The following is a 26,044-nucleotide window of genomic DNA, read 5'->3' as shown; positions in this document are numbered from 1 at the left end:
ACGCGTTCCCAAAATGCGGACAGTTACCCAGGTGACCTCGACAAACGGGACGTCCCGCTGTCAATCTCACGCCATGCTTCCCGTCCTGCGAGCCTCGCGCTCCCCGCGCCGTGCCGCCTCCGCCGCCCTAGCCGCCCTGCTCGCCGCCGTCGCGGTGGGCTGCGCCCCGCAGCCGGAGGAGGATGGCTCCGGCTCGGCCTCCGCCTCGGCGTCCGGGGCGTCCTGCGCCAAGGGCGAGTTGGACACGAAGACCCCGGGCAAGCTGACCGTCGCCACCGACGAACCGGCGTACGAGCCCTGGTTCAGGAACGACGACCCGAAGAACGGTGAGGGCTTCGAGTCGGCCGTCGCCTACGCCGTGGCCGAGCGGCTCGGCTACGCGAAGCAGGACGTCGTCTGGCAGAGCGTGCCCTTCAACAAGGCGTTCGCGCCGGGCGCGAAGACCTTCGACTTCGACATCAACCAGGTCTCGATCAGCGACGAGCGCAGGAAGGCCGTGGACTTCTCCTCGGGCTACTACGACGTGCGCCAGGCAGTCGTCGCGCTGAAGGGCTCCGCGGCCGCGAAGGCCGGGAGCATCGCGGACCTCAGGAAGCTGCACCTGGGCGCCCAGGTCGGCACCACCAGCCTGGACTACATCGACGACGTGGTGAAGCCGTCCCGGGACGCCGCCGCGTACGCGAAGAACGACCAGGCCAAGTCCGCGCTGAAGAACGGCCAGATCGACGCGATCGTGGTCGACCTGCCGACCGCCTTCTACATCACGGCGGCCGAGGTGACGGACGCGAAGGTCGTCGGCCAGTTCGAGAACCAGGGCGGCACGCCCGAGCAGTTCGGGCTCGTCCTCGACAAGGGCAGTGCCCTCACGTCCTGCGTGACCTCCGCCGTGGACGCGCTGCGCGAGGACGGCACGCTGGCGAAGACCGAGCAGCGGTGGCTCTCCGAAGCGGTCGACGCCCCGGTGCTCAAGTGACGGTCGTCAAGCAGGAGTCCGGGCAGGACGACGCGGGCGGCGACGCAGACGTGTCCGGCGGGGACGACGGCTACGTCCCCTCGCGGCGACGGCTGGACCGGGAGCGCTACCGGCGCGACCGGGCCCGCCGCGCCACCGGTGTCGCCGCCCTGTCGACCCTGGCCACGGCCGTCGTCCTGTATCTGGTCGTCGTCAACGCCCCCGGCTGGCCGCGCACCAGGGAGACGTTCTTCAGCGCCGAGTACGCGCGCGAGGCGTTGCCGAAGGTGCTCGAAGGGCTGTGGCTCAACGTCCGGCTGCTGCTGGTCTGCGGCGTCGCCGTCCTCGTCCTCGGGATGCTGATCGCCGTCGCCCGCACCCTGCGCGGCCCGGTGTTCTTCCCCGTGCGGGCGCTCGCCGCCGCGTACACCGACTTCTTCCGCGGTCTGCCGCTGATCATCAACCTGATGATCGTGGTGCTGGGCGTTCCGGCGCTCCGGCTCCAGGGGGTGACCGTCGACCCGGTGCTGCTCGGCGGCACGGCGCTGACGCTCACGTACTCGGCGTACGTGGCCGAGGTGTTCCGTGCCGGCATCGAGTCGGTGCACCCCTCGCAGCGCGCGGCGGCCCGCTCGCTGGGACTCACCAACCGGCAGGCACTGCGGCACGTGGTGCTCCCCCAGGCGGTACGCCGCCAGGTGCCGCCCCTGCTCAACGACCTCGTGTCGCTGCAGAAGGACACCGGACTGGTCTCGATCGGCGGCGCGATCGACGCCGTACGCGCCGCCGACATCATCGTCGGCCGCAGCCTCAACTACACGCCCTACATCGTCGCGGGACTGGTCTTCGTCGCCCTGACCATCCCCATGACCCGCTTCACCGACTGGGTCACGGCCCGGATGGACCGGCAGCGGGCGCAGGGAGGAACGACATGAGCGACACCCCGGAGACGAGGGACGCCTGCGCGGTCTCCCCCGTGCTGCGGATGGAGGCCGTGCGCAAGACGTTCGGCGGCTCGGTCGTGCTGCGGGACGTCGACCTGGAGGTCGCCCCGCACACCGTCACCGCGCTGATCGGCGCCTCCGGGTCCGGCAAGTCGACGCTGCTGCGCTGCGCCAACCTCCTGGAGGACATCGACGACGGGGCGATCTGGCTGGACGGCGAGGAGATCACCGACCCGCGCGTCGACCAGGACGCGGTACGCCGCCGCATCGGCGTGGTCTTCCAGTCGTACAACCTGTTCCCGCACATGACGGTGCTGGACAACATCACCCTCGCTCCGCGCCGGGTGCACGGCGTGGGCCGGGCGGAGGCCGAGGAACACGCCCATGGCCTCCTGGACCGGCTGGGGCTGACCGGCAAGGCGGGTGCGTACCCCGACCGGCTCAGCGGCGGCCAGCAGCAGCGGGTGGCGATCGTGCGCGCCCTGGCCGTACGCCCCCGGCTGCTGCTGCTCGACGAGATCACCGCGGCGCTCGACCCGGAGCTGGTGGGCGAGGTCCTGAACGTCGTCCGTGACCTGAAGGCCGACGGCATGACGATGGTGCTGGCGACCCACGAGATGGGCTTCGCCCGTGACGTCGCCGACCAGGTGTGTTTCCTGGACGGAGGCGTCGTGCTGGAACACGGCACCGCGGAGCAGGTCTTCGGCGACCCGCGCGAGGAACGCACGCGGCAGTTCCTGCGCCGGATCGTGGAGGCGGGCCGTCTGTGAGGGGCGGCCGCCCGGAGACCGGGACCTGCCCTCCGCGTCACGCGCTCGGGCCGGGACCGGCCCGAGCGCGCACTTACCGGTGACGGCGCTACGCCTGCGTCTTCCCCTCCCCCGCCAGCGCGGCCACCCGCTCCACACCGAACACATAGCCCTGCACCCCGCAGCCGGCGATGACTCCGTCGGCGCGCAGGGAGACGTACGAGTGGTGCCGGAAGGTCTCCCGCCGGTGGATGTTGGAGATGTGCACCTCCAGCACGGGCAGCCCGTCACAGGTGTTGAGCGCGTCGAGGATCGCCACGGACGTGTGCGAGTAGGCGCCGGGGTTGATGACGATGCCGCTGTGGTGGAGCCGTGCCTCGTGGATCCAGTCGACGAGTTCGCCCTCGTGGTTGGACTGCCGGAAGTCCACCGTGCCCCCGTGAGCGGCCGCCGCCTCGGCGCACATCGCCTCGACGTCGGCGAGCGTGTCCGAGCCGTAGATCTCGGGCTGCCGCTGTCCCAGGAGGTTCAGGTTGGGGCCGTTGAGAATCATGATCGGGGCGTGGGCCAGGCTGCGGGGCACGGTTCCTCCGGTCCTTTCGGGAGTGCGCGGCCCGTCGCAGACCGCTGCTCGATCCCGGTTTATCACGGTGAAACGGCACGGCAGGAGGCCGTACCCTCCCCAGCATGACCACGCCCTCGTATCCGCCGAAGCCCGCTCCCGGAGATCGTGTCGCCGTCCTGTCGCCCGGCGCCGGCCTGCCCGGACTCTTCCCGCGCCCCTTCGAACTGGGGCTGCGGCGGCTGCGCGAGGAGTACGGCCTCGAACCGGTCGAGTACCCGACGACCCGGAAGATGGGCGCCACCCCGCGGCAGCGGGCCGACGACATCCACGCCGCCTTCGCCGACCCGGACGTCAAGGCGGTGCTGACGTCGATCGGCGGCGACGACCAGATCACCGTGCTGCCGCTGCTGGACCGGGAGTTGCTGCGGGCCAACCCCAAGCCGTTCTTCGGACTGAGCGACAACACCAACCTGCTGGCGTTCCTGTACGCCACCGGGATCGTCGGCTACCACGGCGGCACCGTCATGACCGCGCTCGGCAGGTCCGTCGCCATGGACCCGCTGACCGCCGACTCCCTGCGCGCCGCCCTGTTCACCTCCGGGCCCTACGAACTGCGGCCGGCCGAACGCTTCAACGACGTCGACCGTGACTGGGCCGACCCGGCGACCTTCGACGCGGAGCCGGAGACCGTGCCCGGCACCGGATGGACCTGGGTGAACGCCGACCGCGTGGTGGAGGGCCGGAGCTGGGGCGGCTGTCTGGAGATCCTGGCGTGGCTGCTGATGGCCGACCGCGAGATACCGCGCGACCTGTCCGTGTTCGACGGGGGCGTGCTCTTCCTGGAGACCTCGGAGGAGCTGCCGAGCGGTGAGGAGGTCTTCCGCACCCTGCGCAACATGGGCGAACGCGGTCTGCTCCGCCGGTTCTCCGCCCTGCTGATGGGACGCCCCAAGGCGTGGTCGCTGGAGCGGCCCACCACCCCGGAGGAAGCGGCCCGTTACACGGCCGGCCAGCGGGAGGCCGTCCTGCGCGCCATGCGGACGTACGCCCCCGACACCACGATCGTCTTCGACGTGGACCTCGGACACACCGATCCGCAGTTCGTCGTCCCCTACGGCGGCGTGATCCGGGTGGACGGTCCCGCCCGGCGCATCACCGTGACCTACTGAGGGCCGTTGCCGCCTCCTGGCGCACAGTGATCTCGCGCGAGCCTCCGCACGCCCCCGTAACCGCCCGTCACCGTGGGTAGTTGAGGCGGCATGTATCCAGCACGCACCGTGAGCCCGCCGTCCATGCTGCGACTCGCGTCCGCCTCGCTCGCCGGCACGGCCATCGAGTTCTACGACTTCTTCGTCTACGGGACAGCGGCTGCGCTCGTCCTCGGGCCGCTGTTCTTCCCGACGTTCTCGCCCCTGGCCGGGACGCTCGCGGCCTTCGCCACCTTCGGGGTCGGGTTCGTGGCGCGGCCGCTGGGCTCGGTGCTGTTCGGGCACATCGGGGACCGGCACGGGCGGCGTCCGGTGCTCGTCGCCTCGCTGCTGCTGACCGGGGGTGCGACCGTGGCCGTCGGCTGTGTCCCCACGTTCGGCTCCATCGGCGTAACGGCTCCCGTCCTCCTTCTCGTGCTGCGCTTCCTGCAGGGGCTCGGGCTGGGCGGGGAGTGGGGCGGGGCGGTGCTGCTGACGGCGGAGCACGCGCCGGCCGACCGGCGCGGGCTCTGGTCGAGCTTCCCCCAGGTCGGGCCCGCGGTGGGGTTCCTGCTGGCCAACGGTGTGATGCTGGCGCTGTCGGCGACCCTGACGGAGGCCCAGTTCGCCTCCTGGGGCTGGCGGGTGCCGTTCTGGGCGGCGGGCGTCCTGGCCGTGGCGGGGCTGTGGCTGCGGTCCTCGCTCACGGAGAGCCCGCAGTTCCTGCGGATCGAGGAGCCCGCGCGCGTCCCGTTCGCCGAGGTCGTACGCGACCACTGGCGGCTCGTCCTGCTGACGGCCGGGGCGCTCGCGATCGGGTACGCGGTGTTCTACACGGTGACGACCTGGTCCCTCGCGTACGGAACCGAACGGCTCGGTGTCAGCCGGACGGTCATGCTGACCTGCGTCATGGGCGCCGTGGTGGTGAAGGGCGCCCTGACGCCGGTGGCGGCGGTGCTGGGCGACCGCTACGGGCGGCGCCCGATGTGCCTGATCGGCTGCGGGGTCACCGTGCTGTGGATGTTCCCGATGGTCGCGTTGCTGGCGACCGGTCAACCGCTGCTGATCTTCTTCGGCTTCCTCGTGGCGATGCTCGCGTTCGTCACGATGTTCGCCGTCGTCGCCGCCTATCTGCCGGAGTTGTACGAGCCCCGGGTGCGCTGCACGGGCGCGGCCGTCGGCTACAACCTCGGCGGGGTGCTGGGCGGCGCCCTGACCCCGATCGTGGCCACGGCCGTGGCGCAGGACGGGCGCGTGCCCTGGGGCGTGGGCGCGTATCTGAGCGGGATCGCGGTGCTGAGCCTGGGCTGCTTCGCGCTGCTCCCGGAGACGCGCCCGGTGCCGACGGCGGCGGAGGCGGAGGCGGAGGCCGCCGCGGCGTGAGCCTCTCCCGCCCGTGCGCACGGCCCCGCGCCAGGGCCTCGGTCTAGGGGTTCACCGCCAGTTCCAGGTACGCCGCGAACAGCACCAGATGGACGCCTCCCTGCAGGGGCGTCGCGCGTCCGGGGACGACGGTCAGCGAGGCGACGACGACGGTGAGGGCGAGCAGCACCATGTGGGTGGCGCCGAGGCCGAGGACGAGCGGGCCGGAGAGCCAGACGGAGGCGAGGGCGACGGCCGGGATGGTCAGGCCGATGCTGGCCATCGCGGAGCCGAGGGCGAGGTTGAGGCTGGTCTGGACGCGGTCGCGGCGGGCCGCGCGCAGGGCGGCGATGGTCTCGGGCAGCAGCACGAGCAGCGCGATGATCACACCCACGACGGCCTGCGGCATGCCCGCGGCGTCCACGCCGGACTCGATGGTGGGCGAGACCCCCTTGGCCAGGCCGACCACGCCGACGAGGGCGAGACCGAGCATGCCGAGGCTGATCTTGGCGGTGCGGGCCGACGGTGCCTCGGCGTGGTCGTCCTCGGCGATCACCTCGCCCATGCGGGTGATGGGCAGGAAGTAGTCCCGGTGCCGCACGGTCTGCGTCGCCACGAACAGCCCGTACAGGGCCAGCGAGGACAGTGCGGCGAAGGTGAGTTGCGCCGTGGAGAACTCCGGGCCGGGTTTGCTGGTGGTGAAGGTGGGGAGCACCAGGCTGAGTGTGGCCAGCGTCGCGACCGTGGCGAGGGCGGCGCCGGTGCCCTCGGGGTTGAAGACCGCGAGTCCGTGGCGCAGTGAGGCGACCAGCAGACAGATGCCGACGATGCCGTTGCAGGTGATCATCACGGCGGCGAAGACGGTGTCGCGGGCGAGGGTCGCGCCCTTGTCACCGCCGTCGATCATCAGGGTGACGATCAGGGCGACCTCGATGATCGTGACGGCGACGGCGAGGACGAGGGAGCCGAACGGTTCACCGACGCGGTGTGCGACGACCTCGGCGTGGTGGACGGCGGCCAGTACGGCTCCCGCCAGCACCAGTGTCACCAGCGCGACGGCCCCGGCGGGTAGACCACGTCCCCAGGTGAGAGCGAGCAGGACGACCGCGGCCACCGGGACGACATCGGTCCATCGTGTCGTGAGCGACCGGAGCCGAGCGAGCATACGGTGATCCTTTCAGACGTGAAGGGGCCCCGCACTCCGGTGGACGCCGTGGAACTGCGTCTCCGTCGTGCGGGGCCCCATCAGAGATTGCTGTGCGGTACGGGCCTTCGTCAGGCCTCGATGCTGTCCTTCTCGGTGCCTTCGGCCTTCGCCGGTGCCGCCTCGGCCGCCGCCTGCTTCTTGGAGGCGATCAGGCTGGTGATCGTGGTGACGATCAGGACCGCGCAGATCACGCCGAGCGACACGGGGATGGAGATCTCCGGCACGTGCACCCCGGACTCGTGCAGGGCATGCAGCACCAGCTTCACCCCGATGAATCCGAGGATGACCGACAGACCGTAGGACAGGTGGACCAGCTTCTTCAGCAGTCCGCCGATCAGGAAGTACAGCTGCCGCAGGCCCATGAGCGCGAACGCGTTGGCCGTGAACACGATGTACGGGTCCTGGGTCAGGCCGAAGATCGCCGGGATCGAGTCCAGCGCGAAGAGGATGTCGGTGGTGCCGATGGCGAGCATCACGACCAGCATCGGCGTCATGACGCGCTTGCCGTTCTGCTCGATCCACAGCTTGGTGCCGTGGTACCGGTCGGCGACACCGAAGCGCTTCTCGGCCGCCTTGAGGAGCTTGTTCTCCTCCCAGTCCTCGTCCGACTCCTCGGCCCTGGCCTCCTGGATGAGCTTCCAGGCGGTGTAGATCAGGAACGCGCCGAAGATGTAGAAGACCCAGGCGAAGCTGGCGAGGATCGCCGCGCCCGCGGCGATGAATATCGCGCGGAGCACCAGGGCTATCAGCACACCGACCAGCAGCACCCGCTGCTGGTACTGCGTGGGCACCGAGAACTTCGCCATGATCAGGACGAAGACGAAGAGGTTGTCGACACTCAGGGACTTCTCGGTGATGTAGCCCGCGAAGAACTCTCCGGCCGGCTGGCCGCCGGAGAAGACGAGCAGCCCGAGTCCGAAGAGGGCGGCCAGGACGATCCAGACGATCGTCCAGACACCGGCTTCCTTGATGGACACGTCATGGGGCTTGCGGCCGATGAAGAAGTCGACCGTGATGAGGGCGGCGAGGCCCACAACTGTCAGGACCCAAAGGGTCGTCGAAACATCCACTGCGCCTCCGGCAGTACGTAACGGCAAATTTCAGCGTCGTCGCTACCGGAGGTCTCTTCCACCCGGTCCTCCAGTGCGTTCCACAACGCCTGGTGCCGCCGGGCCGACGCCCCGGGATCAGGATTGATCCGTATTGACGGGTACGCCGCAGCATGTAGGGAGTACTCCCCTCCGCACAAGAAGAGTACCCCAATCACCAAGAACAGGTAAAGGGTCAGGCAAAGGAAGAATCAAAACCGCAGGTCATCGGGCTTTACAAGGGCTTGGTACAGGGGGATCTCACCGGTTCCAGGAGCGGCGGGCGTCCGCGACGCGGGCGAGGACGTCCTGCATGACCCGGCTGCCGGGCGGGATGTTCGACGGCTCGTAGGTCCAGGCGTGCCCGACCCAGGGGTCGGCGAGGTGGTCGTCGGGGGTGGGCGTCAGTCGCATCAGCGAACGCCACAGCGGGTCCAGCAACGGCCCGTAGGCGGCGGCTTCCTGCCGGTCGGCGACCATCATCAGGTGGACGCCGAAGGCCGGGCCCTCGTCCGCGAGATAGCGGAGCTGGGTGACGGCGCGGTCGTCGAAGCCGTGCGGGAAGTCGTTGACGATCAGCAGTTGTTCGGCCGTGTCGAAGCCGGGGGGCAGGGCATCGGCCGCACCGCCGCGCACCGCCATCTGCACGAGGTCGACGCGCTGGGTGAGCCGCCCCAGGAGGTCGGAGACACCCGCGGCTCCGACGGCGGGCGGCCCTGCGAGCACACCGGCGCCCACCAGCGGTGCCAGCGCGGGCACACCGGCTCCGGCCGCGTCGACGACGTGCACGGTGAACTCGCCGGGCGGGTAGACCGCGAGCAGACGCGCGGCGAGCGCCACGGCCGTGTCCAGCGCCCGGCGGCGCAGCTCGTCGGAGTCGACGAGCGAGTCGCGGGAGCCCGAGCGGCCGCTGTCGACCCACAGGCCGCGTTCCAGCGGCAGCCGGACCAGCATCGGTATGCGCACGTCCTCGCTCTCCGGGAGACGGAGGTCGCCCAGGCGCAGCGCCATCGGGATCTCCATCGGCACCCGGTAGCCGTGCCAGACCGGGTTGTCCCAGCTCGCGAAGGCGGGGGGCAGCGCGGGCTCGACGACGTCGGCCTCGGCCCGGAGTTGGGCGAGGTCGCGGTCGAGGGCCTCCCTGGCCCGGTCGACGAGCTGGGCGTGCTTGGCGCGGGCGGCCTCGCGCACCGCGTCGCCCTGGCCGCCGATCCTGCTGCGCGGGTCGGACAGGGCCTTGTCCAGCTCCTGTTCCATGCGCGACTCGGCGAAGTCGACGGCGCTGCGATAGGCGGCGGTGGTGCGGGCGAGGTCCTCGAACATGCCCCACACCTGGTTGTAGAGCCGCTCCTCCATGGACCAGCCGGTCGCGTCGCCGGCGACGGGCCGCGCGGGTTGTCCCGGCGAGGCCGGTGGCGCGGTCGGCGGCGGAGGCGGCGGCGCGGTGGTCTGGCGGCCGGGGTGGCTGTAGTCGACGGGGCCGCCGGTGGTGGACGCGGCGGGCTGGGTCCCGGCGGACGGGTCGGCCGGGGCGGGGCCTGCGAGCTGCGGCGACGCGTGGTCGGGCAGGGTGGCGTCGGGCGAGGAGCCGTACGGGGGTGTGGCCCCGTACGGGGAGGCGGGCGGGTGTCCTTGCTGCGGCGGGGTGGTCCCGGGCATGCCCTGGGGTGCCGAACCCCCGTGGGTCTGGTCGGGGCCCTGCGCGGGGGCGGCCGTCCGGCGGGGGCGGTCCGGCTCCCCGATGCGGGGCGGCGGCGCGGCCACGGAACGGGCGAGGCCCTGGAGCACGGCCTCGTGGATGCCGCCGGCGAGCTGCTGGGCCTGCGGCAGACCCTGGTCGGCGAGCAGCTCCGCGAGACCGCCCGCGTACCCCTGGCCGACCGCGCGGACCTTCCACGCACCCTGTCTGCGGTACAGCTCCAGGGCGATGACCGCCGACTCCGACTCCAGGTCGGTGATGGTGTAGCTGACGACCTCCGTGCCGTCGAGGCCGGTGACCGCGACGAAGGGGGCGGCGACGGCACCGAACCGCGCCGGTCCGCCGCTGCCGGACGGCAGGGCGAGCAGCACGGTCGCCCGGTGCACGGACGGCGTCAGGGCGTCGAGATCCACGGCGAGGCGGTGGTCGGCCGCCGCCTGTCTGGGCACCTCGACGCCCGGCAGGGTGGGCGCGCCGGGATGGGCGACCCACTCCACGCCCTGCACCCGGCCGCCCTCGTCGCCGAGGGTGACCCCGGCCACGATCGGCGTACCGGCCGAGACGCGGATCTCCAGTCGGGCCTCGGGCAGCGGATGGTTCTGCCCCCGGACCAGCTCGGCCGTCATCGACTTCGTCCCCCTGTGTCGCTCACCGCGTGCCGCGTCGTGCTCGCCTAGAGAACCGGCAGGATCGCCGGCATCAGGTCCTGGAAGGTGCGCCCGTTGGCGGGTGTGCCGATGGCGGTCATCTGCCATCCGGCGCCCGCGCGGTGCACCTTGGCCATGATCTGGGCCGTGTACTGGCCGCCGCCCGCGAGGGTGTAGCGCGCGAGCTCCTGGCCGTTGGTCTCGTCGACCAGACGGCAGAACGCGTTCTGCACCTCGTGGAAGGTCTGGCCCGTGAACGAGTTCACGGTGAAGACGATCTGGTCGATGTGGACCGGCACCCTGGCCAGGTCGACGAGGATCGCCTCGTCGTCGCCGCCCTGTCCAGCGCCGCCGACGAGGTTGTCGCCGGTGTGACGGACGGAGCCGTCGTCGCTCACCAGGTGGCGGAAGAAGACGACGTCGACGGGCTGCTTGTCCGCGAACAGCACGGCGGAGGCGTCGAGGTCGATCTCACGGGTGCGGGATCCGAACAGGCCGCGCCTGGGGGCAGCCTGCCAGCCGAGACCCATGCGTACCGCGGTCAGGCTGCCTCCGTCGTTCTTCTGCAGACTGATGGCCTGACCCTTGGTCATGTTGACGGTCACGCGCTGTTTCCCCTCTCGAACTGTCCCCTGTTTCCGCGGAGTCCACGGATGTGCAGCACCTTACGCAGCGGCACGGGCGTTGCCGCAGCCTGTGTGGCACTTTGTGTCGGTCTTGCAACACATCGCGTCCGCGCCGGGGGTGCGCCCTCTCCCCCGGCGTCCGCCCCGGCCGTCAGGCCTGCCCCGCCTCCCTCATCTGCCGCAGTTCCTTCTTCATCTCGGACACCTCGTCACGCAGCCGGGCGGCGATCTCGAACTGCAGGTCGGCGGCGGCCGCACGCATGCGCTGCGTCATCTCCTCGATCTGCTGGGCCAGCTCGGCGGCGGGGCGGTCAGTCGGAGGGGCCTCCTTCGCTCCGCCCCTGGCCGCCCCGGCCGCCCTGCCCTTGAGGGCGGGGACGGGGGCCTTGGCGGCCTTGCCGTCCTTCCCCTGGCGGTAGCCCGTGCCGAGGAGCTGCTCGGTGTCGACGTCCTCGCGGGCGATCCGCGCGACGATGTCGTTGATCTTCTTGCGCAGCGGCTGGGGGTCGATGCCGTTCGCCTTGTTGTAGGCGACCTGCTTCTCCCGGCGTCGGTTGGTCTCGTCGATGGCCTTGGCCATCGCCGGGGTGATCTTGTCGGCGTACATGTGGACCTGCCCCGACACGTTGCGCGCCGCGCGGCCGATGGTCTGGATCAGTGAGGTCCCGGAGCGCAGGAAGCCCTCCTTGTCGGCGTCGAGGATCGCCACCAGGGAGACCTCGGGGAGGTCGAGGCCCTCCCGCAGGAGGTTGATGCCCACCAGGACGTCGTACTCACCGGCCCGCAGCTCGCGCAGCAGTTCGACACGGCGCAGGGTGTCGACATCGCTGTGGAGATAGCGGACCTGGATGCCCAGTTCCAGGAAGTAGTCGGTGAGGTCCTCGGCCATCTTCTTGGTGAGGGTGGTGACCAGGACCCGCTCGTCCTTCTCGGTGCGCAGCCGGATCTCGTGCACCAGGTCGTCGATCTGACCCTCGGTGGGCTTGACGACGACCTCGGGGTCGACCAGGCCGGTGGGGCGGATGATCTGCTCGACGTGGCCGTCGGAGCGGGACAGCTCGTACTGACCGGGGGTCGCCGAGAGGTAGACCGTCTGGCCGACGCGCTCCTGGAACTCCTCCCACTTCAGGGGGCGGTTGTCGAGGGCGGAGGGCAGCCGGAAGCCGTGGTCGACGAGGGTGCGCTTGCGGGAGGCGTCACCCTCGTACATCGCGCCGATCTGGGGCACGGTCACATGGGACTCGTCGATGACGAGGAGGAAGTCGTCCGGGAAGTAGTCCAGCAGGGTGTTCGGCGGGGAGCCGGGTTCGCGGCCGTCGAAGTGCATCGAGTAGTTCTCCACGCCGGAGCAGGAGCCGATCTGGCGGAGCATCTCCAGGTCGTAGGTCGTGCGCATGCGCAGCCGCTGGGCCTCCAGTAGCTTGCCCTGCTTCTCCAGCTCGGCCAGGCGCTCCCCCAGCTCCTTCTCGATGTCGTTGGCGGCGCGCTCCAGACGCTCGGGGCCCGCGACGTAGTGCGAGGCGGGGAACACGTACAGCTGCTGGTCGTCGCTGATGATCTCGCCGGTGAGGGGGTGGAGCGTGGAGAGGGCCTCGATCTCGTCGCCGAACATCTCGATGCGGACGGCGAGTTCCTCGTAGACCGGGAAGATCTCGATGGTGTCGCCGCGGACGCGGAAGGTGCCGCGGGTGAACGCCAGGTCGTTGCGCGTGTACTGGATGTCCACGAAGCGGCGCAGCAGCTCGTCCCGGTCGAACTCCTCGCCGACCCGCAGGGGGACCATGCGGTCCACGTACTCCTGGGGCGTGCCGAGGCCGTAGATGCAGGAGACCGAGGCGACCACGACGACGTCCCGCCGGGTGAGCAGCGAGTTGGTCGCGGAGTGGCGCAGGCGCTCCACCTCCTCGTTGATCGAGGAGTCCTTCTCGATGTAGGTGTCCGACTGCGGGACGTACGCCTCGGGCTGGTAGTAGTCGTAGTACGAGACGAAGTATTCGACCGCGTTGTTCGGCAGCAGCTCGCGGAACTCGTTGGCCAGCTGGGCGGCCAGGGTCTTGTTCGGCGCCATCACCAGGGTGGGGCGCTGGAGCTTCTCGATCATCCACGCGGTGGTGGCGGACTTGCCGGTACCGGTCGCGCCGAGCAGGACGACGTCCTTCTCACCCGCCCCGATGCGCTGGGCGAGCTCGGCGATGGCGGTGGGCTGGTCACCGCTCGGCTGGTAGGGGCTGACGACCTCGAGGGGCGCCACCGTGCGTTCGATCTTGGAAACGGGCCGCATGAATCAACCGTACGACCCCGCACTGACAACGGGCTCCGATCAGCGGTTCTGCGGGGTGCGGGAGCGGCTGTCGCGGTGCTCCCGGGCGACGCGGGACTCCGGGTGCCGGCAGGTGTGCGCGGTGGCCTGGGCCGGAATGCCGGGCCGCCGCTCGACCGGAACCGTGTGGAACCTTCCCATGATCATGAACGGGTCGAACATCACGACGACGCCGGCGAGCAGCAGGAAGACCAGCGGGCCGATGATGAGCGGGGCGAGCAGACCGGCGGACGAGGCACCGTCGGCCGGGGCGGTGGCGGCACCGTGCAGATGGACGTCGAGGGCGGCCATGCCCGTGTAGTGCATGCCGCTGACGGCGATCCCCATCACGAGGCTGGCGCCGACGCTCCACAGGAAGCCGCGGACCTGACCGGCGGCCCACAGGGCGGCGATGGCGGCCACCACGGCGATCACGACGGACGCGGCCACGGTGACCGTCTCGTATTCGAGCGTCCCGTTCAGACGCAGTCCGGCCATGCCCAGGTAGTGCATGGAGGCGATGCCCAGTCCGGTGATGGTGCCGCCGGTGAAGAGCGCGGCCCCCGTCGCCCCCTTGGAGGTGACCATGAAGATGCCGATACCGACCATGACGATCGCCACGGCGAGACTCGCGAAGGTGGTCAGGGGGTCGTACCCGACCGGGGTCTGCAGGACCTTGAACCCCATCATCGCCACGAAGTGCATCGTCCAGATCCCGGAGCCGATGGCCGCCGAGCCCAGTGCGAGCCAGCCGATCCGCCGCCGCCCGTCCACGAGCATCGATCTGGTGGTGCAGCGCAGACCGAGCGCGCCGCCGAGGCAGGCCATGAGATAGGCCACCACCGGTGTGACGAGTCCGTAGCTGAAGCCGTCGACCGTGCCCTGCATTCGCGGCTGCCTTTCCCGCCCTGTCGCGTCCCTGTCGGTTTCCCTGTCGTGCCCCGCCCCGGGACCGCCACGACGGTCAGGGTGTCGCAGAGAGTATGACCCCCACCGGAATGGTCGAACGATTTTCCGGCAAAGAAACACGTCCTTGCCTCACTTGTGCGGTGCCCGTGAGCGGACTTGGGCAACTCCATTCAATTCGTGGTCATCCTGCGCCCCTCTGCCGTTGACCCTCTGCTGTCACTCTTGAGCTGACCGTGATCGTTCGACGCGAGGAGTACGCATGCATGTGCGCGCAGTTGCCGCCGCGACCACAGCGTTGTTGGGGGCCACCGTCCTCCTGCTCCCCTCTTCCGCCGCCCATGCGGCCGCCGATGCCGAGAATCCGCTGGTCGTCGCGCATCGCGGAGCATCCGCCTACGCGCCCGAGAACACCTTGGCCGCCGTCGACAAGGCCGACGAGATGGGCTTCGAGTGGGTCGAGAACGACGTCCAGCGGACGAAGGACGGCAGGCTCGTCGTCGTCCATGACGCGACACTGACGCGGACGACCAACGTCGAGGAGCTCTACCCCGAGCGCGCACCCTGGAACGTGGCGGACTTCACGGCCGCGGAGATCGCCCGCCTGGACGCGGGCAGCTGGTTCGGCAGCGACTACGCGGGCGCGCGCGTGCCGACGCTGGAGCAGTACATGAGGCGTGTGTCGCGCAACCACCAGAAGCTCCTCCTGGAGATCAAGAACCCGCAGCTCTATCCGGGCATCGAGCAGCAGACCCTGAAGGTCCTCGGCAACGAGGGCTGGCTCGGCCCGGAGCAGCTGGACCGACTGGTGATCCAGAGCTTCGGCGCCGACACCGTCCGGCGGGTGCACGAGCTGCGCCCCGCGGTGAAGACCGGCCTCCTCGGCACCCCGGACATCGCCGACCTGCCCGAGTACGCGACGTTCAGCGACCAGATCAACTCCTCGTACACGACCGTCTCCGAGTCGTACGTCGCCACGCTCCACGCGCTCGAGGGCCCGCACGGCAGACCGTTGGAGATCCTCACGTGGACCGTGAACGACGCGGTCAACGCCCGCCGGGTGGCGGGCTACGGCGTGAACGGCATCATCACCAACAAGCCCGATGTGGTCAGAGAGGCCACGCAGGGCTGAGGGAGGTCCGACGGCGAGGGCGTGCGGGCCCGGACCGGAACGCACGCCGGCGCCGTTGTCAGTGGCGCCCCGTACGGTGGTCGCATGAACAGCCATGCGCAGGGCGAGCAGCGGGTCGTGTGGGCCGTCGTCGGCACGGACATCGGGCCGCTGCTGCTGGCCGCGACGGACGAGGGCCTGGTGAACGTCGCGTTCCACGCCACGGACGCGGTGCGCGAGCGGACACTCGGCCGGCTCGCCTCCCGCCTGGGCACCACCCCCGTGGAGGCACCCGGCGCTCCTCAGCTGGCCGAGGCGATACGCCAGGTCGAGGCGTACTTCGCGGGCGAGCGTCATGACTTCGAGCTGCCGCTGGACTGGTCGCTGATCTCGGGGTTCAACCGTCAGGTGCTGCGCGAGCTGGCGTCCGGCGTCCGCTACGGCTCCGTCGTGGGCTACGGCGACCTCGCGCGGCGCGTGGGGCAGCCGGGCGCGGCCCAGGCCGTCGGAATCGCCATGGGGTCGAATCCGCTGCCCGTGGTCGTGCCGTGCCATCGGGTGGTGGAGAGCGACGGGGGCATCGGCGGGTTCGGCGGCGGGCTGGAGACCAAGCGGAAGCTGCTGGCACTGGAGGGCGTGCTGCCGGAGCCCCTGTTCTGAGGCGGCGACGGGGGGCCTCGTGTGTCCGTCTGCGGCCTGTGCCGGTGCGGTAGGGAGCTCCGGGGGCGGAGGCCGTGGCTCGAATCGGTCATCGGGCGTCGTTCCGGTCCGCGGAGAGCGGCCGAAAACCGATCATGGTCAGTCGTAGTGACGGGCCTCCAGGACGTTGCCGTCCGGGTCCCGGAAGTAGAAGCTGCGCCGGGCCGCTCCCCGTGCCCCGAAGGAGTCGTAGGAGAAGGCGGAGACGGGAACCGCCCTTTCCTCCAGACGAGCGCGCAGTTCGTCGAAGGCGTGGCCGGGCAGGGCCAGGCAGACGTGGTTGACCGGGTGCCCCGCGCTGTCGGCGGCTCCGGGCACCATGGTCAGGGTCTCGGCCATGGCGAGCGGCATGAGGTCGAGCAGGGTCTCGTCGTTGAGACGCACGGACGGAAAGGGAGCGCTCCCCTCCGCGTACGCGCTCACCCGCACGGGCTCCAGGCCGACGGCCTCCTCGTAGAAACCGGCCGCGGCGACCGGCTCCCGTACCCAGAGGACCACGTGGTCGAGACGTGTCGTGTTCTCCTTCATGCACCTCAGGCTGGTGTCCTGCACCACAGGGCGCAAGGGTTTGGCCGGGCGCGCCGTCCGCCAGGGATGAGGGAAGAACGACAGACAGGAGGCGAGCGCGTGCTGGTGGTGTCCGAAGAGGTGCGGGAAGCGGTTGACGCGCGTCGACCCGTGGTGGCGCTGGAGTCCACGATCATCGCGCACGGGCTTCCCCGCCCGCGCAATCTGCAGGTGGCACTGGAACTGGAGGAGGTCGTACGGCAGGAGGGGGCCGTACCCGCGACGATCGCCGTGCTCGACGGGCGGCCGCACATCGGCCTCGGCAAGGACCAGTTGGAGCGGGTCGCGAACGAGGACGGCATCCGCAAGCTCGGACACCGGGACCTGCCCCTCGCGGTGGCCTCCGGGGTGAGCGGCGCGACCACCGTGTCGGCGACCGCCCAACTGGCGGCCCTGGCGGGCGTACGGGTGTTCGCGACGGGCGGGCTGGGGGGTGTGCACCGGGAGTGGACGTCGACCCAGGACGAATCCGCCGACCTGGGGCTTCTCGCCCGCACCCGGATCACGGTGGTGTGCGCCGGCGTGAAGTCGATTCTGGACGTCCCGGCCACCCTGCAGCGCCTGGAGACGCTGGGTGTCGCGGTCGCCGGTTACGGCACGGAGCGTTTCCCCGGCTTCTACCTCTCCGACTCGGGGCATCCGGTGGAGTGGACGCTCCGTTCGCCGGACGAGGTCGCGGACGTCATGCGGGCGCAGGACGCGCTCAAGGGCCCGGAGTCGGCGCTGATCGTCGCCAACCCCGTACCGGAGGAGGAACAGCTCGATCCCGAACTGCACGCACGCGTGCTCGCCGAGGCGCTGCGGGCCTGCGAGGCGGAGGGCGTCACGGGACAGGGCGTCACGCCCTTCCTGCTGAGCTACCTGGTCAGGCACACCGACGGCGCCTCCCTCACCGCCAATCTGGCGGCGGTACGCGGCAACGTACGGCTCGCGTCACGGATCGCGGCGGCCTGGGCCGGGGCGTGACATGAGCGGGGCGCTGCTCGTCGTGGGCGACGTCGTCACGGACGTCGTCGCCCGGCACCGCGGACCGCTCGCCGCGGGCACCGACACGGCCTCCGCGATCCGGACGCTGCCGGGCGGGGCGGGTGCCAACGTGGCCTGCTGGGCAGCCCACTGGGGCTGCGCCGACGTACGGCTGCTGGGGCGTGTGGGCACGGACGGGGCCGTCTGGCACGAGCGGGAGCTGCGGGCCTCGGGGGTACGGCCCCATCTCGTGGTCGACCCGGACGCGGCCACGGGGACGGTGATCTGCCTGGTGGACACGGGCGACGCGGCCGAACGTACGTTCCTCACCGACAGTGGTGCCTCGCTGCGGCTCGACCCGGACGACTGGTCGCCGTCGCTGCTCGACGGGGTCGCGCGGCTGCACCTGTCGGGCTATCTGTTCTTCTCGGAACCGAGTCGCGCGCTCGTGTCCGTCGCTCTGCGGTCCGCCCGCGCGCGTGGCGTGCCGGTCAGCGTCGATCCCGCGTCTGCGGGGTTCCTCCGGCGGCTGGGCGTGGCCCGTTTCCTCTCGCTCGTCGAGGGGGTCGACCTGCTGCTGCCCAGCCGCGACGAGGCGAGCCTGCTGACAGGACTGCCCGATCCGGCCGACGCCGCGGCCAGGTTGAGCCGTCTCGCTCCCCTGGTCGTGGTCAAGCAGGGCGCCGAGGGCGCGCTGGTCGCCCGGAACGGGGACGGTGTGGTGTCACGGATTCCGGCGGCTCCCGCGGTGCCTCGCGACACCACCGGCGCCGGCGACGCCTTCACCGGGGCGTTCCTGGCCACGCTGCTCGCGGGCGCGGAGGCCGAGGAGGCGGCGACGCAGGGGTGCGGGGCGGGGGCGCGGGCGGTGGAGAAGGTGGGAGGGAGACCGCCGGTGGCGGGCTGAGGTTTCCGGGTGCCCGTGCGGGGCGGGTGGGATGCGTGGGGCAGGCGGGTGGGCGAGTGGGACGGACCGGTGGGTGGACGGTGCGGGCTGTGGTCCGTGGGCTCACGGCCCACGGCTGGCCTCCGTGTTCGGGTGCGCAGCCGGGCCCGTCGCTACGGCTTCCGGCCCCAGGCCGAGATGAGCGGTGGAGCGGCGACGTCCAGGGCGCCGGAGGCGACGTCGGCCAGATGCCGGTCGATCTCCTCCTCCGCGGCGAGGTTCGCCGTGACGAGCGCCGCCCGCAGCCGGCCGACGGTCGTCGACTCCAGCGCGGCACAGGCGGGTGAGGCCACGGGGAAGTACGCGTCGGCCTCCACACCGCGCAGTCCCGCCGCACGAAGCAGGCGCGGGAGTCGGCGGCCGTGCGCCGGGTCGATCCCGCGTTCGGCGAGCACCGCGCGGACGGCCTCGCGGAGCCGGTTCGCCAGCTGCTGCTCGGGGCCGGACCCCTCCAGGCAGGCCAGGGGCTGGAGAGCCAGGTCGGCGTCCTCGATCAGGAGCCGTCCCCCGGGCCGCAGGGCCCTGACCATCGACAGCAGAGCCCTCTCGCGGTCCGGCGCATGGGCCAGGGCGAGGCGGGCGTGGACGAGGTCGAAGCCGTCGCCCGGCGGCTGGTCGACGCCCACGTGGTGGACGAGGGCCTCGACCGGTGGGCGGGTGACCGAGGGGACGGCCCAGGAGATGTCGGTGTCGGTCGCGATGACCTTGCCGGTCGGTCCGACCTTCTTGGCCAGCCAGGAGACCACGCTGGTGCCGCCCGCGCCGACCTCCCAGCAGCGCCAGCCCGAACCCAGGCCGAAGCCCTCCATGTGCCGGAACGTCGTGGGGTCGAAGAGCGTGGCGAAGGCGTCGGGGCCCTGGCCCGTCTCGGCCCGCCGTTGGTCGAGGAGATACCCGTCGGTTCGCATCATGCAGCGATCATCCCATTTGACCGACTTGTCACTGATGGCGACGCTCCAGCGGCACGCGAGGTCGCCCGACGGCCACCGGATCCGGCGACCGGACGGGAACGGCTCGGCCGGAACGACCGGACCGGCGAGCACGTCTACAAACGAAGTGGAACGCTCCGTTCCCACAGCCTTACCCGACACTCGTCCGGCCCTGGCAAACTGGCGCGACAGGGCACGAAGTGCGGTGCGAGGGGATTCACACAAGGAGATCCAGATGTCCATGGCAGGGAATCTGCGGAAGGTCGCCGGCCTCGACAAGGTCGGTGGCCTCCGCAGGATGGCACGGCTGGCCCGACGGCGCCCCCGCGTCGACCTCAGCCATCCGGCCCGCTCCCCACTGGGCACCTCGGTGGTGAACTGCGTGACGTATCACAAAGGTGTCCGGTCTCCCGGCGGTCGCGATGTCGTCGAGGCCGTCAAGCAGGTCCGCAAGCACGACAACGGCTTCGTCTGGCTGGGGCTGCACGAGCCGACGCAGCGGGAGTTCGCCGGCATCGCCGAACTCTTCGACCTGCACCCACTCGCGGTCGAGGACGCGGTCGAGGCGCATCAGCGTCCCAAGCTGGAGCGTTACGGCGACACCCTGTTCGCGGTGTTCAAGACGGTCTGCTACGTCGAGCACACGGAACTGACCGCGACCAGCGAGGTGGTGCACACGGGCGAGATCATGGTGTTCGTCGGCGCCGACTTCGTGATCACGGTCCGGCACGGGCGGCACGGCTCGCTCGGTCCGCTGCGGGAGGAACTGGAGGCGAACACCGAGCAGTTGTCGAAAGGACCGGCCGCGGTGCTTCACGCGATCGCGGACCACGTGGTCGACGACTATCTGAACGTCACGGATTCGGTCCAGACGGACATCGACCAGGTCGAGACGGATGTGTTCGCCGCGAACGGCGCGCGCGTCGACCCGGGGCGGATCTACCAGCTCAAGCGCGAACTGCTCGAACTGAAGCGGGCGGTGGCCCCGCTCGCCCGCCCCCTGCTGGAACTGACCTCACGACCGATCCGGGTGGTCGAGCCGGAGATACAGGCCTACTTCAGGGACGTCTCCGACCACCTGCTGCGGGCCACGGAGCAGATCGCCGCTTTCGACGAACTGCTCAACTCGATCCTTCAGGCACACCTGGCGCAGGTCAGCGTCGCTCAGAACGAGGACATGCGAAGGATCACGGCGTGGGCGGCGCTGATCGCCGTGCCGACCATGGTGTGCGGGGTCTACGGCATGAACTTCGAGCACATGCCCGAACTGCACTGGAAGTTCGGCTATCCGCTCGTCCTGGGAGTCATAGCCATGGCCTGTGCCACCCTCTACCGGGGCTTCAAGCGCAACGGGTGGCTGTGACCCCGGTGGAAGCGAGGACGGCGCGGCGGCCCAGGGGTCGCCGGACGGTCGGACCGGACAGTCGGATCAGGGCGTCGTGCTCTTGGCGTAGACGCTCTCGGCCCACGCGGCGATCTGGTCGTCCGACAGATGACGGGCGAGGTCGGCCTCGCTGATCATGCCGACGAGCCGCTTGTTCTCGATCACCGGGAGCCGGCGGATCTGGTGCCCTTTCATCTCCTCCAGCACCTCGGTGATGTCGGCGTCGGCGTCGATCCAGCGCGGGGTCCCCTTGGCCATCTCACCCGCCGTGATCGTCGACGGGTCGTGGCCCAGGGCGACACAGCCGACGACGATGTCGCGGTCGGTGAGAATGCCGCAGAGCCGTTCGTTCTGGTCGCTGATGGGGAGTGCCCCGACGTTCAGCTGACGCATCAGCTGCGCGGCGCGGTCCAGGGTCTCGTGGGCGGGGATCCACTGGGCTCCGCGGTGCATGATGTCTCCGGCGGTGGTCATGTGGTACCTCCCGATGCCGGACGGCCGGCGCGGCGCAGGAGGCGCCGCTGGTCCCGGCGCCCTTCATTCTTGCCGCGACCGGAGCGAAGCGCACTCGGAGAAGGCCCACCCGGCCACGGGGACGTGAGTGAAACCAGGGCGGAAGGGCGGGCGGGCGGCCGAGCGGCCGAGCGCTTCGGGTAATCCCGGACGATGCGGACGACCACGTCGCGGGTCGACAGGCTCCGCGGACCCGCGGACCCGCGGACCCGCTGACCCACGGACCCCGCGGGCTCCGCGCGTCAGCCGCGCCAGGCCGGGTGTCGCGGGTCGTCGGCGCGCACCAGTACATCCGCGGTGGCGGCGGGGTCCGTCTCGGCCTCGTAGCGCTCGAACGCGGGGAGGGTCCAGTGCTCGCGCTCAGGGGTGCGGCGGCGCAGGGCGCCCGAGGAGAGGAGGACGTGGACGGTCAGGTCGAAGGGGAACCAGTGCTTGAGGAGGAGAGGACCATGCGTCAACAGGATCGCGCCGGCCGGGAGTTGGACGTAGGGACTTCGGGTCGCCCGGTCGGTGGCGGGGTCCCAGAGATCGGGCAGGACCCGGCCCGTGCCACCAGGGTCGAGGGGGCCGAAGACCTCACGCCACAGGGCGGCGGCGTCGAACCAGCCGTCGTAGTACGCCTCCACGTCCTCGTGGCCGTACTCGAACCGGAGCGAGGCGGGCCGGAGGAACCCCTCGGTGCCCACGACGAGCGAGGGCCTGCCACGTATGCGCAGTGCCTGCGACACCCGGTCGGCGAGATCTCCCGGGCGGGCGGCCGGGGCTCCGTCGAAGGCGATGCGTGGCCAGGGCGATCCGTCGTCCGGCTCCAGGTCGACGATGCGGTCGGCAAGGAGGTCGCCGAGCCGTTCCCAGGTGATCGCTGCGAGTCGCACACGGCCCATGATGCCGCGCCCGGCCGACCACACCCGCGCCGGTCGGGACCCCGGTCGGGACGCGGAGCGAGAACCCGGTCGGCGCGCGGAGCGAGACGCTGCTCCGACGACGGCGTGACCGTGCGGCCACCAGGGGGAATGAACCGCGTATGGCAGCGCTCGCTACTCCCCCGTCCCGTACCGGGATCGTCGTCGTGCAGGCACTCAGGAAGAAGCACTGCGCCGAGTGCCGGAGCGGTCCGGTGGCGCTGCTGGTGCTGGAGGAGGGGGCACCACGCTGCCTGGATTGCGCGGACCTCGGGCACCTGGTGTTCGTGCCCCGCGGTGACACCGCGCTCACACGGCGGGCTCGGGAGGAGAGTTCGCTGTCGGCGGTGGTCGTACGGTTCAACCGGCGCCGGAGCCGGTACGAGCGGCAGGGTGTCCTGGTCGAAAACTGCGCACTCGCCCGCGCGGAGGAGCGGTGCCTGGCGGACGCCGAGGTGCGGCGCCGGCGCCGGCTGCGGGACGCGCGGCGGCGGGCGGTGGAGGACGTGCGTTTCACGGACGCGTTCGCCGCGGAGATACGACGGTTGTTCCCCGCGTGTCCGGCCGAGCGGGCCCGGGAGATCGCCACCCACGCGTCGTTGCGCGGCAGCGGTCGTGTCGGCCGCAGCGCGGCCGGCCGCGCACTGACACAGGTCGCGGTGACCTCCGCCGTCATCGCGTCCGTACGGCACGTGGACACGCCCTACGACCGGCTGCTGATGACCGGCGTGCCCCGGCACGAGGCGCGGCGACGGATCACGGGGGCGGTGGAGGCGAGGCTGCGGGAGTGGCGGGGGGTGGGGAGAGGGGTGGGAGGGGGAGGGGGAGGGGGAGCCCCCTCCCCCGGTGACTGAGGATGTACGGATGTTCACTTGTGGTGACACTGGGTGCGGGGCAGGATCTTGGGGATTCGGGGGATCGAGGTGGGAGCGGACATGATCGATGGGCCGTACTTCGTGCTGACGGTGCTGGGGCTGCTCGGGACAGCGATCGTGGCGGGGGTGTTCTGCGGGTTCTCGACGTTCGTGATGAAAGGGCTGGCATCGTTGCCTCCCGCGCAGGGCGTGGCGGCGATGCAGGCGATCAACGTGAGCGCGTTGACGCCGGCGTTCATGCTCGTGTTCGTGGGTACGGCGGTGCTGTGTGCCGTGCTGGCCGTCGTGACGTTCGTGCTGTGGCCGGACGAGGGCAGGGTGGAACTGCTGCTGGGGAGCGCGCTGTATCTGTTCGGCTGTTTCGGGGTCACGATGGTGGCGAACGTGCCGCGCAACGAGACGCTCGCCGGGCTGGAGGCGGGTACGGCGGAGGCCGCCGCGTACTGGCGTGAGTACGTGAGCCGGTGGACGACGTGGAACACCGTCCGGGCGGTCACGTCGGCCGCGGCAGCCCTGGCGTATCTGCTCGCGCTGGCCTGAGGCGGGGGCGGCGGGCGCGTCGTATCGTGGCGGGAAGAGAGTGTCGCCCGACGGCGTACGGCCTCGCGCTTCGCGCCCCCAGCCCCTCATGCCGGTCCAGTCCGCCGGCTACTGCCGTGCCCGGCAGTAGCCGTACGCGTACGTCATACGTGAGGGAGACGGCCATGGCCGATCCCAAGGGTTTTCTGACCACGCCGCGTGAGGAGTGGCGCCGTCGGCCCGTGGAGGAGCGGGTGCGGGACTGGGACGAGGTGTATGTCCCGGGGGCACTTCTGCCGATCGTGAGCAAGCAGGCGGACCGGTGCATGGACTGCGGGATCCCGTTCTGTCACGAAGCCTGTCCGCTGGGGAACCTGATCCCCGAGTGGAACGACCTGGTGTCGCGGGAGGACTGGCGGGCGGCGAGCGACCGGCTGCACGCCACGAACAACTTTCCGGAGTTCACCGGACGGTTGTGTCCCGCGCCGTGCGAGGCGGGTTGCGTGCTGGCGATCAACCAGCCCGCGGTGACCATCAAGAACGTCGAGGTCGCGATCGCGGACCGGGCCTGGGCGGACGGTTTCACGCCTCCGCGACCGCCGGACCGGCTGTCGGGGAGGACGGTCGCCGTCGTCGGCTCCGGGCCCGCCGGGCTGGCGGCGGCGCAGCAGCTGACGCGGGCCGGTCACACGGTGGCCGTGTACGAGCGGGCGGACCGGATCGGGGGGTTGCTGCGGTACGGGATCCCGGCGTTCAAGATGGAGAAGCGGCATCTGGACCGGCGGTTGGAGCAGATGCGGGCGGAGGGCACGAAGTTCCGTACGTCGACCGCCGTGGGGAGGGACGTCGGGGCGGCCGAGCTACGGGCCCGCTACGACGCGGTGGTGATCGCCACGGGGGCCACGGCCTGGCGTGAACTGCAGGTGCCGGGGCGGGAGTTGGGCGGTATTCATCAGGCGATGGAGTATCTGCCGCTGGCCGACCGGGTGTGCGAGGGGGACCTGGAGGTGTCGCCGCTCTCGGCTGCCGGGAAGCATGTGGTGATCGTCGGGGGCGGTGACACGGGGGCGGACTGTCTGGGGACGGCGGTGCGGGAGGGGGCCGCGTCCGTGACGCAGTTGGACATCTATCCGCTGCCGGAGGCGGAGCGTGACGAGGATGCGGAGCCGTGGCCGACGTATCCGAAGATCTACCGGCTCTCGGCGGCGCACGAGGAGGCGCGCGATCTTCGGTCCGCGCCGGCGGCGGACGCGGACGCGCGGCTCTTCGCGGCGTCCACGCTCCGGTTCACGGGGGACGAGTCGGGGCGGGTCCGGGCGTTGCATCTGGTGGAGGTCGACGGAGGGCGGCGGGCCCGGCCCGGTACCGGGCGGACGCTGCCCGCCGATCTGGTTCTGCTGGCGCTCGGGTTCTCCGGGCCGGACCTTGATGACGGGCTCGTGGAGCAGCTCGGGCTGGCTCTTGATCCGCGCGGGACGATCAGGCGGGGGCCGGACTTCGCGACCACCGTGCCCGGCGTGTACGCGGCCGGGGACGCCGCGCGCGGGCAGTCCCTCGTGGTCTGGGCGATCGCCGAGGGGCGCGCGGTGGCCGCCGCGGTGGACCGGCAACTGACCGGTACGGCTGGCCTGCCGGCCCCGATCGGACCGTACGACCGGCCCATGACGGCGTGACGTCGTGAAGGCATGACGTCGTGACGGCATGACGGCATGACCACCTGCCGGAGGGGCGGTGCTGCCGGGCCGCGTCCCGGGCGGGGCCCGGGGCCCGGCGGGCAGCGGTGGGGGCGGGTGGTGGCCGCGCCGGGGCCGGCGGGCTGTTCAGCGGGTGTCGGTGCCGGCGCGTTTGGCGGTGGAGAGGGCGATGCGGTTCCACGTGTTGATGGTGAGGATCAGGGCGAGGACGTGGGCCAGTTCGGTGTCGTCGAAGTGGGCGGCGGCTTCCGCGTAGACGTCGTCGGGGACGCCTCTGTCGGCGACGAGCGTGACCGCTTCGGTGAGGGCGAGCGCGGCCTGTTCGCGGGCGGTGAAGAAGTGCCGGGCCTCTTTCCAGACCGGGATCATGTGCAGCCGGTCCTCGCTCTCGCCGGCCTTGCGGGCGTCGGTGGTGTGCATGTGGAGGCAGTAGGCGCAGTGGTTGAGGTGGGAGGCGCGGATCTGGATGAGTTCCACCAGGGCCGGGTCGAGGCCCTCGCGGGCCGCCGCGTCGAAGCCGACGAGGGCGCGGAAGACGTTCCGGGCGGACTTCGCGAAGTCGAGGCGAGGGGGCGCGGTGGTGGGGTCCGTCGTGTTCGTGCCGTCCACCGTGTCCGCCGCGCCCGTCGAGCCCGCCGCGCCCGCCGTCTTCGTGTTCCTCGTCATGTGAGCCGTCGTGTTCGTCGTCGTGTTCGTCGTCATGACCAT

25 protein-coding genes are annotated in these 26,044 nt (G+C 71.1%); 13 read left to right on the top strand and 12 right to left on the bottom strand.

Features of this window, described 5'->3' with window-relative positions:
* Window positions 1-73 precede the first annotated feature (73 nt).
* From ACZ6BB_RS17800 to ACZ6BB_RS17790, 3 genes are read left to right on the top strand one after another with little or no spacing between them, the layout of a single operon-like run.
* On the top strand, window positions 74-973 hold the full coding sequence (locus tag ACZ6BB_RS17800; RefSeq protein WP_471616096.1) for an ABC transporter substrate-binding protein: 900 nt from the start codon (window positions 74-76) through the stop codon (window positions 971-973).
* Window positions 970-1,887, top strand: coding sequence for an amino acid ABC transporter permease (locus ACZ6BB_RS17795; protein ID WP_471616095.1), 918 nt, complete (start codon window positions 970-972; stop codon window positions 1,885-1,887). The genes ACZ6BB_RS17800 and ACZ6BB_RS17795 overlap by 4 nt, the downstream gene beginning before the upstream one ends.
* Complete coding sequence (locus ACZ6BB_RS17790; protein ID WP_471616094.1) at window positions 1,884-2,666, top strand: amino acid ABC transporter ATP-binding protein; 783 nt, start codon at window positions 1,884-1,886, stop codon at window positions 2,664-2,666. Before ACZ6BB_RS17795 ends, ACZ6BB_RS17790 begins: the two co-directional genes overlap by 4 nt.
* An 88-nt stretch (window positions 2,667-2,754) precedes the next feature.
* Here the strand turns inward: ACZ6BB_RS17790 and aroQ are convergent, their stop codons facing one another.
* The gene (aroQ, locus tag ACZ6BB_RS17785; RefSeq protein WP_471616093.1) at window positions 2,755-3,228 is read right to left on the bottom strand and encodes a type II 3-dehydroquinate dehydratase; all 474 of its coding nucleotides are present in this window, start codon (window positions 3,226-3,228) and stop codon (window positions 2,755-2,757) included.
* 104 nt (window positions 3,229-3,332) lie between these two features.
* Here aroQ and ACZ6BB_RS17780 point away from each other — a divergent pair, with 104 nt between their 5' ends.
* Entirely contained in the window at window positions 3,333-4,379 is a 1,047-nt protein-coding gene (locus ACZ6BB_RS17780; RefSeq protein WP_471616092.1) for a S66 family peptidase, read from the top strand.
* Window positions 4,380-4,502: 123 nt separating this feature from the next.
* Entirely contained in the window at window positions 4,503-5,780 is a 1,278-nt protein-coding gene (locus ACZ6BB_RS17775) for an MFS transporter (RefSeq protein WP_471616091.1), read from the top strand.
* Between the two features lie 43 nt (window positions 5,781-5,823).
* Here the strand turns inward: ACZ6BB_RS17775 and ACZ6BB_RS17770 are convergent, their stop codons facing one another.
* The 6 genes from ACZ6BB_RS17770 to ACZ6BB_RS17745 all read right to left on the bottom strand — a co-directional run bounded on the left by ACZ6BB_RS17770 (window position 5,824) and on the right by ACZ6BB_RS17745 (window position 14,213).
* A complete protein-coding gene (locus tag ACZ6BB_RS17770) occupies window positions 5,824-6,924 on the bottom strand; it encodes a calcium:cation antiporter (RefSeq protein ID WP_471616090.1) in 1,101 nt (366 codons plus the stop codon).
* Window positions 6,925-7,034: 110 nt separating this feature from the next.
* Window positions 7,035-8,036 (bottom strand): TerC family protein, encoded by a 1,002-nt coding sequence (locus tag ACZ6BB_RS17765; protein WP_471616089.1) that lies wholly within the window; start codon window positions 8,034-8,036, stop codon window positions 7,035-7,037.
* A 279-nt stretch (window positions 8,037-8,315) separates the two neighbouring features.
* Window positions 8,316-10,379, bottom strand: coding sequence for a TerD family protein (locus ACZ6BB_RS17760; RefSeq protein WP_471616088.1), 2,064 nt, complete (start codon window positions 10,377-10,379; stop codon window positions 8,316-8,318).
* Window positions 10,380-10,426: 47 nt separating this feature from the next.
* Window positions 10,427-11,005: a TerD family protein gene (locus tag ACZ6BB_RS17755; RefSeq protein ID WP_471616087.1), complete on the bottom strand. Its 579-nt coding sequence runs from the start codon at window positions 11,003-11,005 to the stop codon at window positions 10,427-10,429.
* Window positions 11,006-11,177: 172 nt separating this feature from the next.
* Window positions 11,178-13,307, bottom strand: coding sequence for an excinuclease ABC subunit UvrB (gene uvrB, locus ACZ6BB_RS17750; RefSeq protein ID WP_471616086.1), 2,130 nt, complete (start codon window positions 13,305-13,307; stop codon window positions 11,178-11,180).
* Between the two features lie 39 nt (window positions 13,308-13,346).
* Window positions 13,347-14,213 (bottom strand): MHYT domain-containing protein, encoded by an 867-nt coding sequence (locus ACZ6BB_RS17745; protein WP_471616085.1) that lies wholly within the window; start codon window positions 14,211-14,213, stop codon window positions 13,347-13,349.
* Between the two features lie 280 nt (window positions 14,214-14,493).
* On the opposite strand from ACZ6BB_RS17745, the gene ACZ6BB_RS17740 reads away from it, so the two are divergent.
* Entirely contained in the window at window positions 14,494-15,363 is an 870-nt protein-coding gene (locus ACZ6BB_RS17740) for a glycerophosphodiester phosphodiesterase (protein WP_471616084.1), read from the top strand.
* An 84-nt stretch (window positions 15,364-15,447) separates the two neighbouring features.
* Window positions 15,448-16,002, top strand: coding sequence for a methylated-DNA--[protein]-cysteine S-methyltransferase (locus ACZ6BB_RS17735; RefSeq protein WP_471616083.1), 555 nt, complete (start codon window positions 15,448-15,450; stop codon window positions 16,000-16,002).
* A 138-nt stretch (window positions 16,003-16,140) separates the two neighbouring features.
* Here ACZ6BB_RS17735 and ACZ6BB_RS17730 read toward each other — a convergent pair whose 3' ends face one another.
* Window positions 16,141-16,569 carry a VOC family protein gene (locus tag ACZ6BB_RS17730; RefSeq protein ID WP_471616082.1) on the bottom strand — a complete coding sequence of 143 codons (429 nt, stop codon included), beginning with the start codon at window positions 16,567-16,569 and terminating at the stop codon, window positions 16,141-16,143.
* Window positions 16,570-16,668: 99 nt separating this feature from the next.
* On the opposite strand from ACZ6BB_RS17730, the gene ACZ6BB_RS17725 reads away from it, so the two are divergent.
* On the top strand, window positions 16,669-17,574 hold the full coding sequence (locus ACZ6BB_RS17725; RefSeq protein WP_471616081.1) for a pseudouridine-5'-phosphate glycosidase: 906 nt from the start codon (window positions 16,669-16,671) through the stop codon (window positions 17,572-17,574).
* A gap of 1 nt (window position 17,575) precedes the next feature.
* Complete coding sequence (locus ACZ6BB_RS17720; protein WP_471616080.1) at window positions 17,576-18,481, top strand: carbohydrate kinase family protein; 906 nt, start codon at window positions 17,576-17,578, stop codon at window positions 18,479-18,481.
* A gap of 152 nt (window positions 18,482-18,633) precedes the next feature.
* Here ACZ6BB_RS17720 and ACZ6BB_RS17715 read toward each other — a convergent pair whose 3' ends face one another.
* On the bottom strand, window positions 18,634-19,431 hold the full coding sequence (locus ACZ6BB_RS17715; RefSeq protein WP_471616079.1) for a methyltransferase domain-containing protein: 798 nt from the start codon (window positions 19,429-19,431) through the stop codon (window positions 18,634-18,636).
* A 253-nt stretch (window positions 19,432-19,684) separates the two neighbouring features.
* On the opposite strand from ACZ6BB_RS17715, the gene ACZ6BB_RS17710 reads away from it, so the two are divergent.
* Window positions 19,685-20,812: a magnesium and cobalt transport protein CorA gene (locus ACZ6BB_RS17710; protein WP_471616078.1), complete on the top strand. Its 1,128-nt coding sequence runs from the start codon at window positions 19,685-19,687 to the stop codon at window positions 20,810-20,812.
* A gap of 66 nt (window positions 20,813-20,878) precedes the next feature.
* Here the strand turns inward: ACZ6BB_RS17710 and ACZ6BB_RS17705 are convergent, their stop codons facing one another.
* Together ACZ6BB_RS17705 and ACZ6BB_RS17700 are read right to left on the bottom strand one after the other, a co-directional pair.
* Window positions 20,879-21,307 (bottom strand): CBS domain-containing protein, encoded by a 429-nt coding sequence (locus tag ACZ6BB_RS17705; protein WP_471616077.1) that lies wholly within the window; start codon window positions 21,305-21,307, stop codon window positions 20,879-20,881.
* 281 nt (window positions 21,308-21,588) lie between these two features.
* Window positions 21,589-22,230 (bottom strand): nucleoside/nucleotide kinase family protein, encoded by a 642-nt coding sequence (locus tag ACZ6BB_RS17700; RefSeq protein ID WP_471616076.1) that lies wholly within the window; start codon window positions 22,228-22,230, stop codon window positions 21,589-21,591.
* Window positions 22,231-22,370: 140 nt separating this feature from the next.
* Here ACZ6BB_RS17700 and ACZ6BB_RS17695 point away from each other — a divergent pair, with 140 nt between their 5' ends.
* From ACZ6BB_RS17695 to ACZ6BB_RS17685, 3 genes are all read left to right on the top strand, one after another.
* A complete protein-coding gene (locus ACZ6BB_RS17695) occupies window positions 22,371-23,102 on the top strand; it encodes a DUF2293 domain-containing protein (RefSeq protein ID WP_471616075.1) in 732 nt (243 codons plus the stop codon).
* An 81-nt stretch (window positions 23,103-23,183) separates the two neighbouring features.
* Window positions 23,184-23,663 carry an anthrone oxygenase family protein gene (locus ACZ6BB_RS17690; RefSeq protein WP_471616074.1) on the top strand — a complete coding sequence of 160 codons (480 nt, stop codon included), beginning with the start codon at window positions 23,184-23,186 and terminating at the stop codon, window positions 23,661-23,663.
* Window positions 23,664-23,827: 164 nt separating this feature from the next.
* Window positions 23,828-25,315 carry a glutamate synthase subunit beta gene (locus ACZ6BB_RS17685; RefSeq protein WP_471616073.1) on the top strand — a complete coding sequence of 496 codons (1,488 nt, stop codon included), beginning with the start codon at window positions 23,828-23,830 and terminating at the stop codon, window positions 25,313-25,315.
* Window positions 25,316-25,462: 147 nt separating this feature from the next.
* Here ACZ6BB_RS17685 and ACZ6BB_RS17680 read toward each other — a convergent pair whose 3' ends face one another.
* Window positions 25,463-26,044 (bottom strand): carboxymuconolactone decarboxylase family protein, encoded by a 582-nt coding sequence (locus tag ACZ6BB_RS17680; RefSeq protein ID WP_471616072.1) that lies wholly within the window; start codon window positions 26,042-26,044, stop codon window positions 25,463-25,465.

This window comes from Streptomyces sp. NPDC041108 (assembly GCF_055592645.1).
This window is presented reverse-complemented; position numbering and strand designations above follow the sequence as displayed.

Bases quoted from the DNA above. Each gene is read 5' to 3' on its own strand.
- ACZ6BB_RS17800 (WP_471616096.1), top strand. From the start codon at position 74: ATGCTTCCCGTCCTGCGAGCCTCGCGCTCCCCGCGCCGTGCCGCCTCC.
- ACZ6BB_RS17790 (WP_471616094.1), top strand. From the start codon at position 1,884: ATGAGCGACACCCCGGAGACGAGGGACGCCTGCGCGGTCTCCCCCGTG.
- ACZ6BB_RS17780 (WP_471616092.1), top strand. From the start codon at position 3,333: ATGACCACGCCCTCGTATCCGCCGAAGCCCGCTCCCGGAGATCGTGTC.
- ACZ6BB_RS17775 (WP_471616091.1), top strand. From the start codon at position 4,503: ATGCTGCGACTCGCGTCCGCCTCGCTCGCCGGCACGGCCATCGAGTTC.
- ACZ6BB_RS17770 (WP_471616090.1), bottom strand. From the start codon at position 6,924: ATGCTCGCTCGGCTCCGGTCGCTCACGACACGATGGACCGATGTCGTC.
- ACZ6BB_RS17760 (WP_471616088.1), bottom strand. From the start codon at position 10,379: ATGACGGCCGAGCTGGTCCGGGGGCAGAACCATCCGCTGCCCGAGGCC.
- uvrB (WP_471616086.1), bottom strand. From the start codon at position 13,307: ATGCGGCCCGTTTCCAAGATCGAACGCACGGTGGCGCCCCTCGAGGTC.
- ACZ6BB_RS17745 (WP_471616085.1), bottom strand. From the start codon at position 14,213: ATGCAGGGCACGGTCGACGGCTTCAGCTACGGACTCGTCACACCGGTG.
- ACZ6BB_RS17740 (WP_471616084.1), top strand. From the start codon at position 14,494: ATGCATGTGCGCGCAGTTGCCGCCGCGACCACAGCGTTGTTGGGGGCC.
- ACZ6BB_RS17735 (WP_471616083.1), top strand. From the start codon at position 15,448: ATGAACAGCCATGCGCAGGGCGAGCAGCGGGTCGTGTGGGCCGTCGTC.
- ACZ6BB_RS17730 (WP_471616082.1), bottom strand. From the start codon at position 16,569: ATGAAGGAGAACACGACACGTCTCGACCACGTGGTCCTCTGGGTACGG.
- ACZ6BB_RS17720 (WP_471616080.1), top strand. From the start codon at position 17,576: ATGAGCGGGGCGCTGCTCGTCGTGGGCGACGTCGTCACGGACGTCGTC.
- ACZ6BB_RS17715 (WP_471616079.1), bottom strand. From the start codon at position 19,431: ATGATGCGAACCGACGGGTATCTCCTCGACCAACGGCGGGCCGAGACG.
- ACZ6BB_RS17710 (WP_471616078.1), top strand. From the start codon at position 19,685: ATGTCCATGGCAGGGAATCTGCGGAAGGTCGCCGGCCTCGACAAGGTC.
- ACZ6BB_RS17705 (WP_471616077.1), bottom strand. From the start codon at position 21,307: ATGACCACCGCCGGAGACATCATGCACCGCGGAGCCCAGTGGATCCCC.
- ACZ6BB_RS17700 (WP_471616076.1), bottom strand. From the start codon at position 22,230: ATGGGCCGTGTGCGACTCGCAGCGATCACCTGGGAACGGCTCGGCGAC.
- ACZ6BB_RS17695 (WP_471616075.1), top strand. From the start codon at position 22,371: ATGGCAGCGCTCGCTACTCCCCCGTCCCGTACCGGGATCGTCGTCGTG.
- ACZ6BB_RS17690 (WP_471616074.1), top strand. From the start codon at position 23,184: ATGATCGATGGGCCGTACTTCGTGCTGACGGTGCTGGGGCTGCTCGGG.
- ACZ6BB_RS17685 (WP_471616073.1), top strand. From the start codon at position 23,828: ATGGCCGATCCCAAGGGTTTTCTGACCACGCCGCGTGAGGAGTGGCGC.
- ACZ6BB_RS17680 (WP_471616072.1), bottom strand. From the start codon at position 26,044: ATGGTCATGACGACGAACACGACGACGAACACGACGGCTCACATGACG.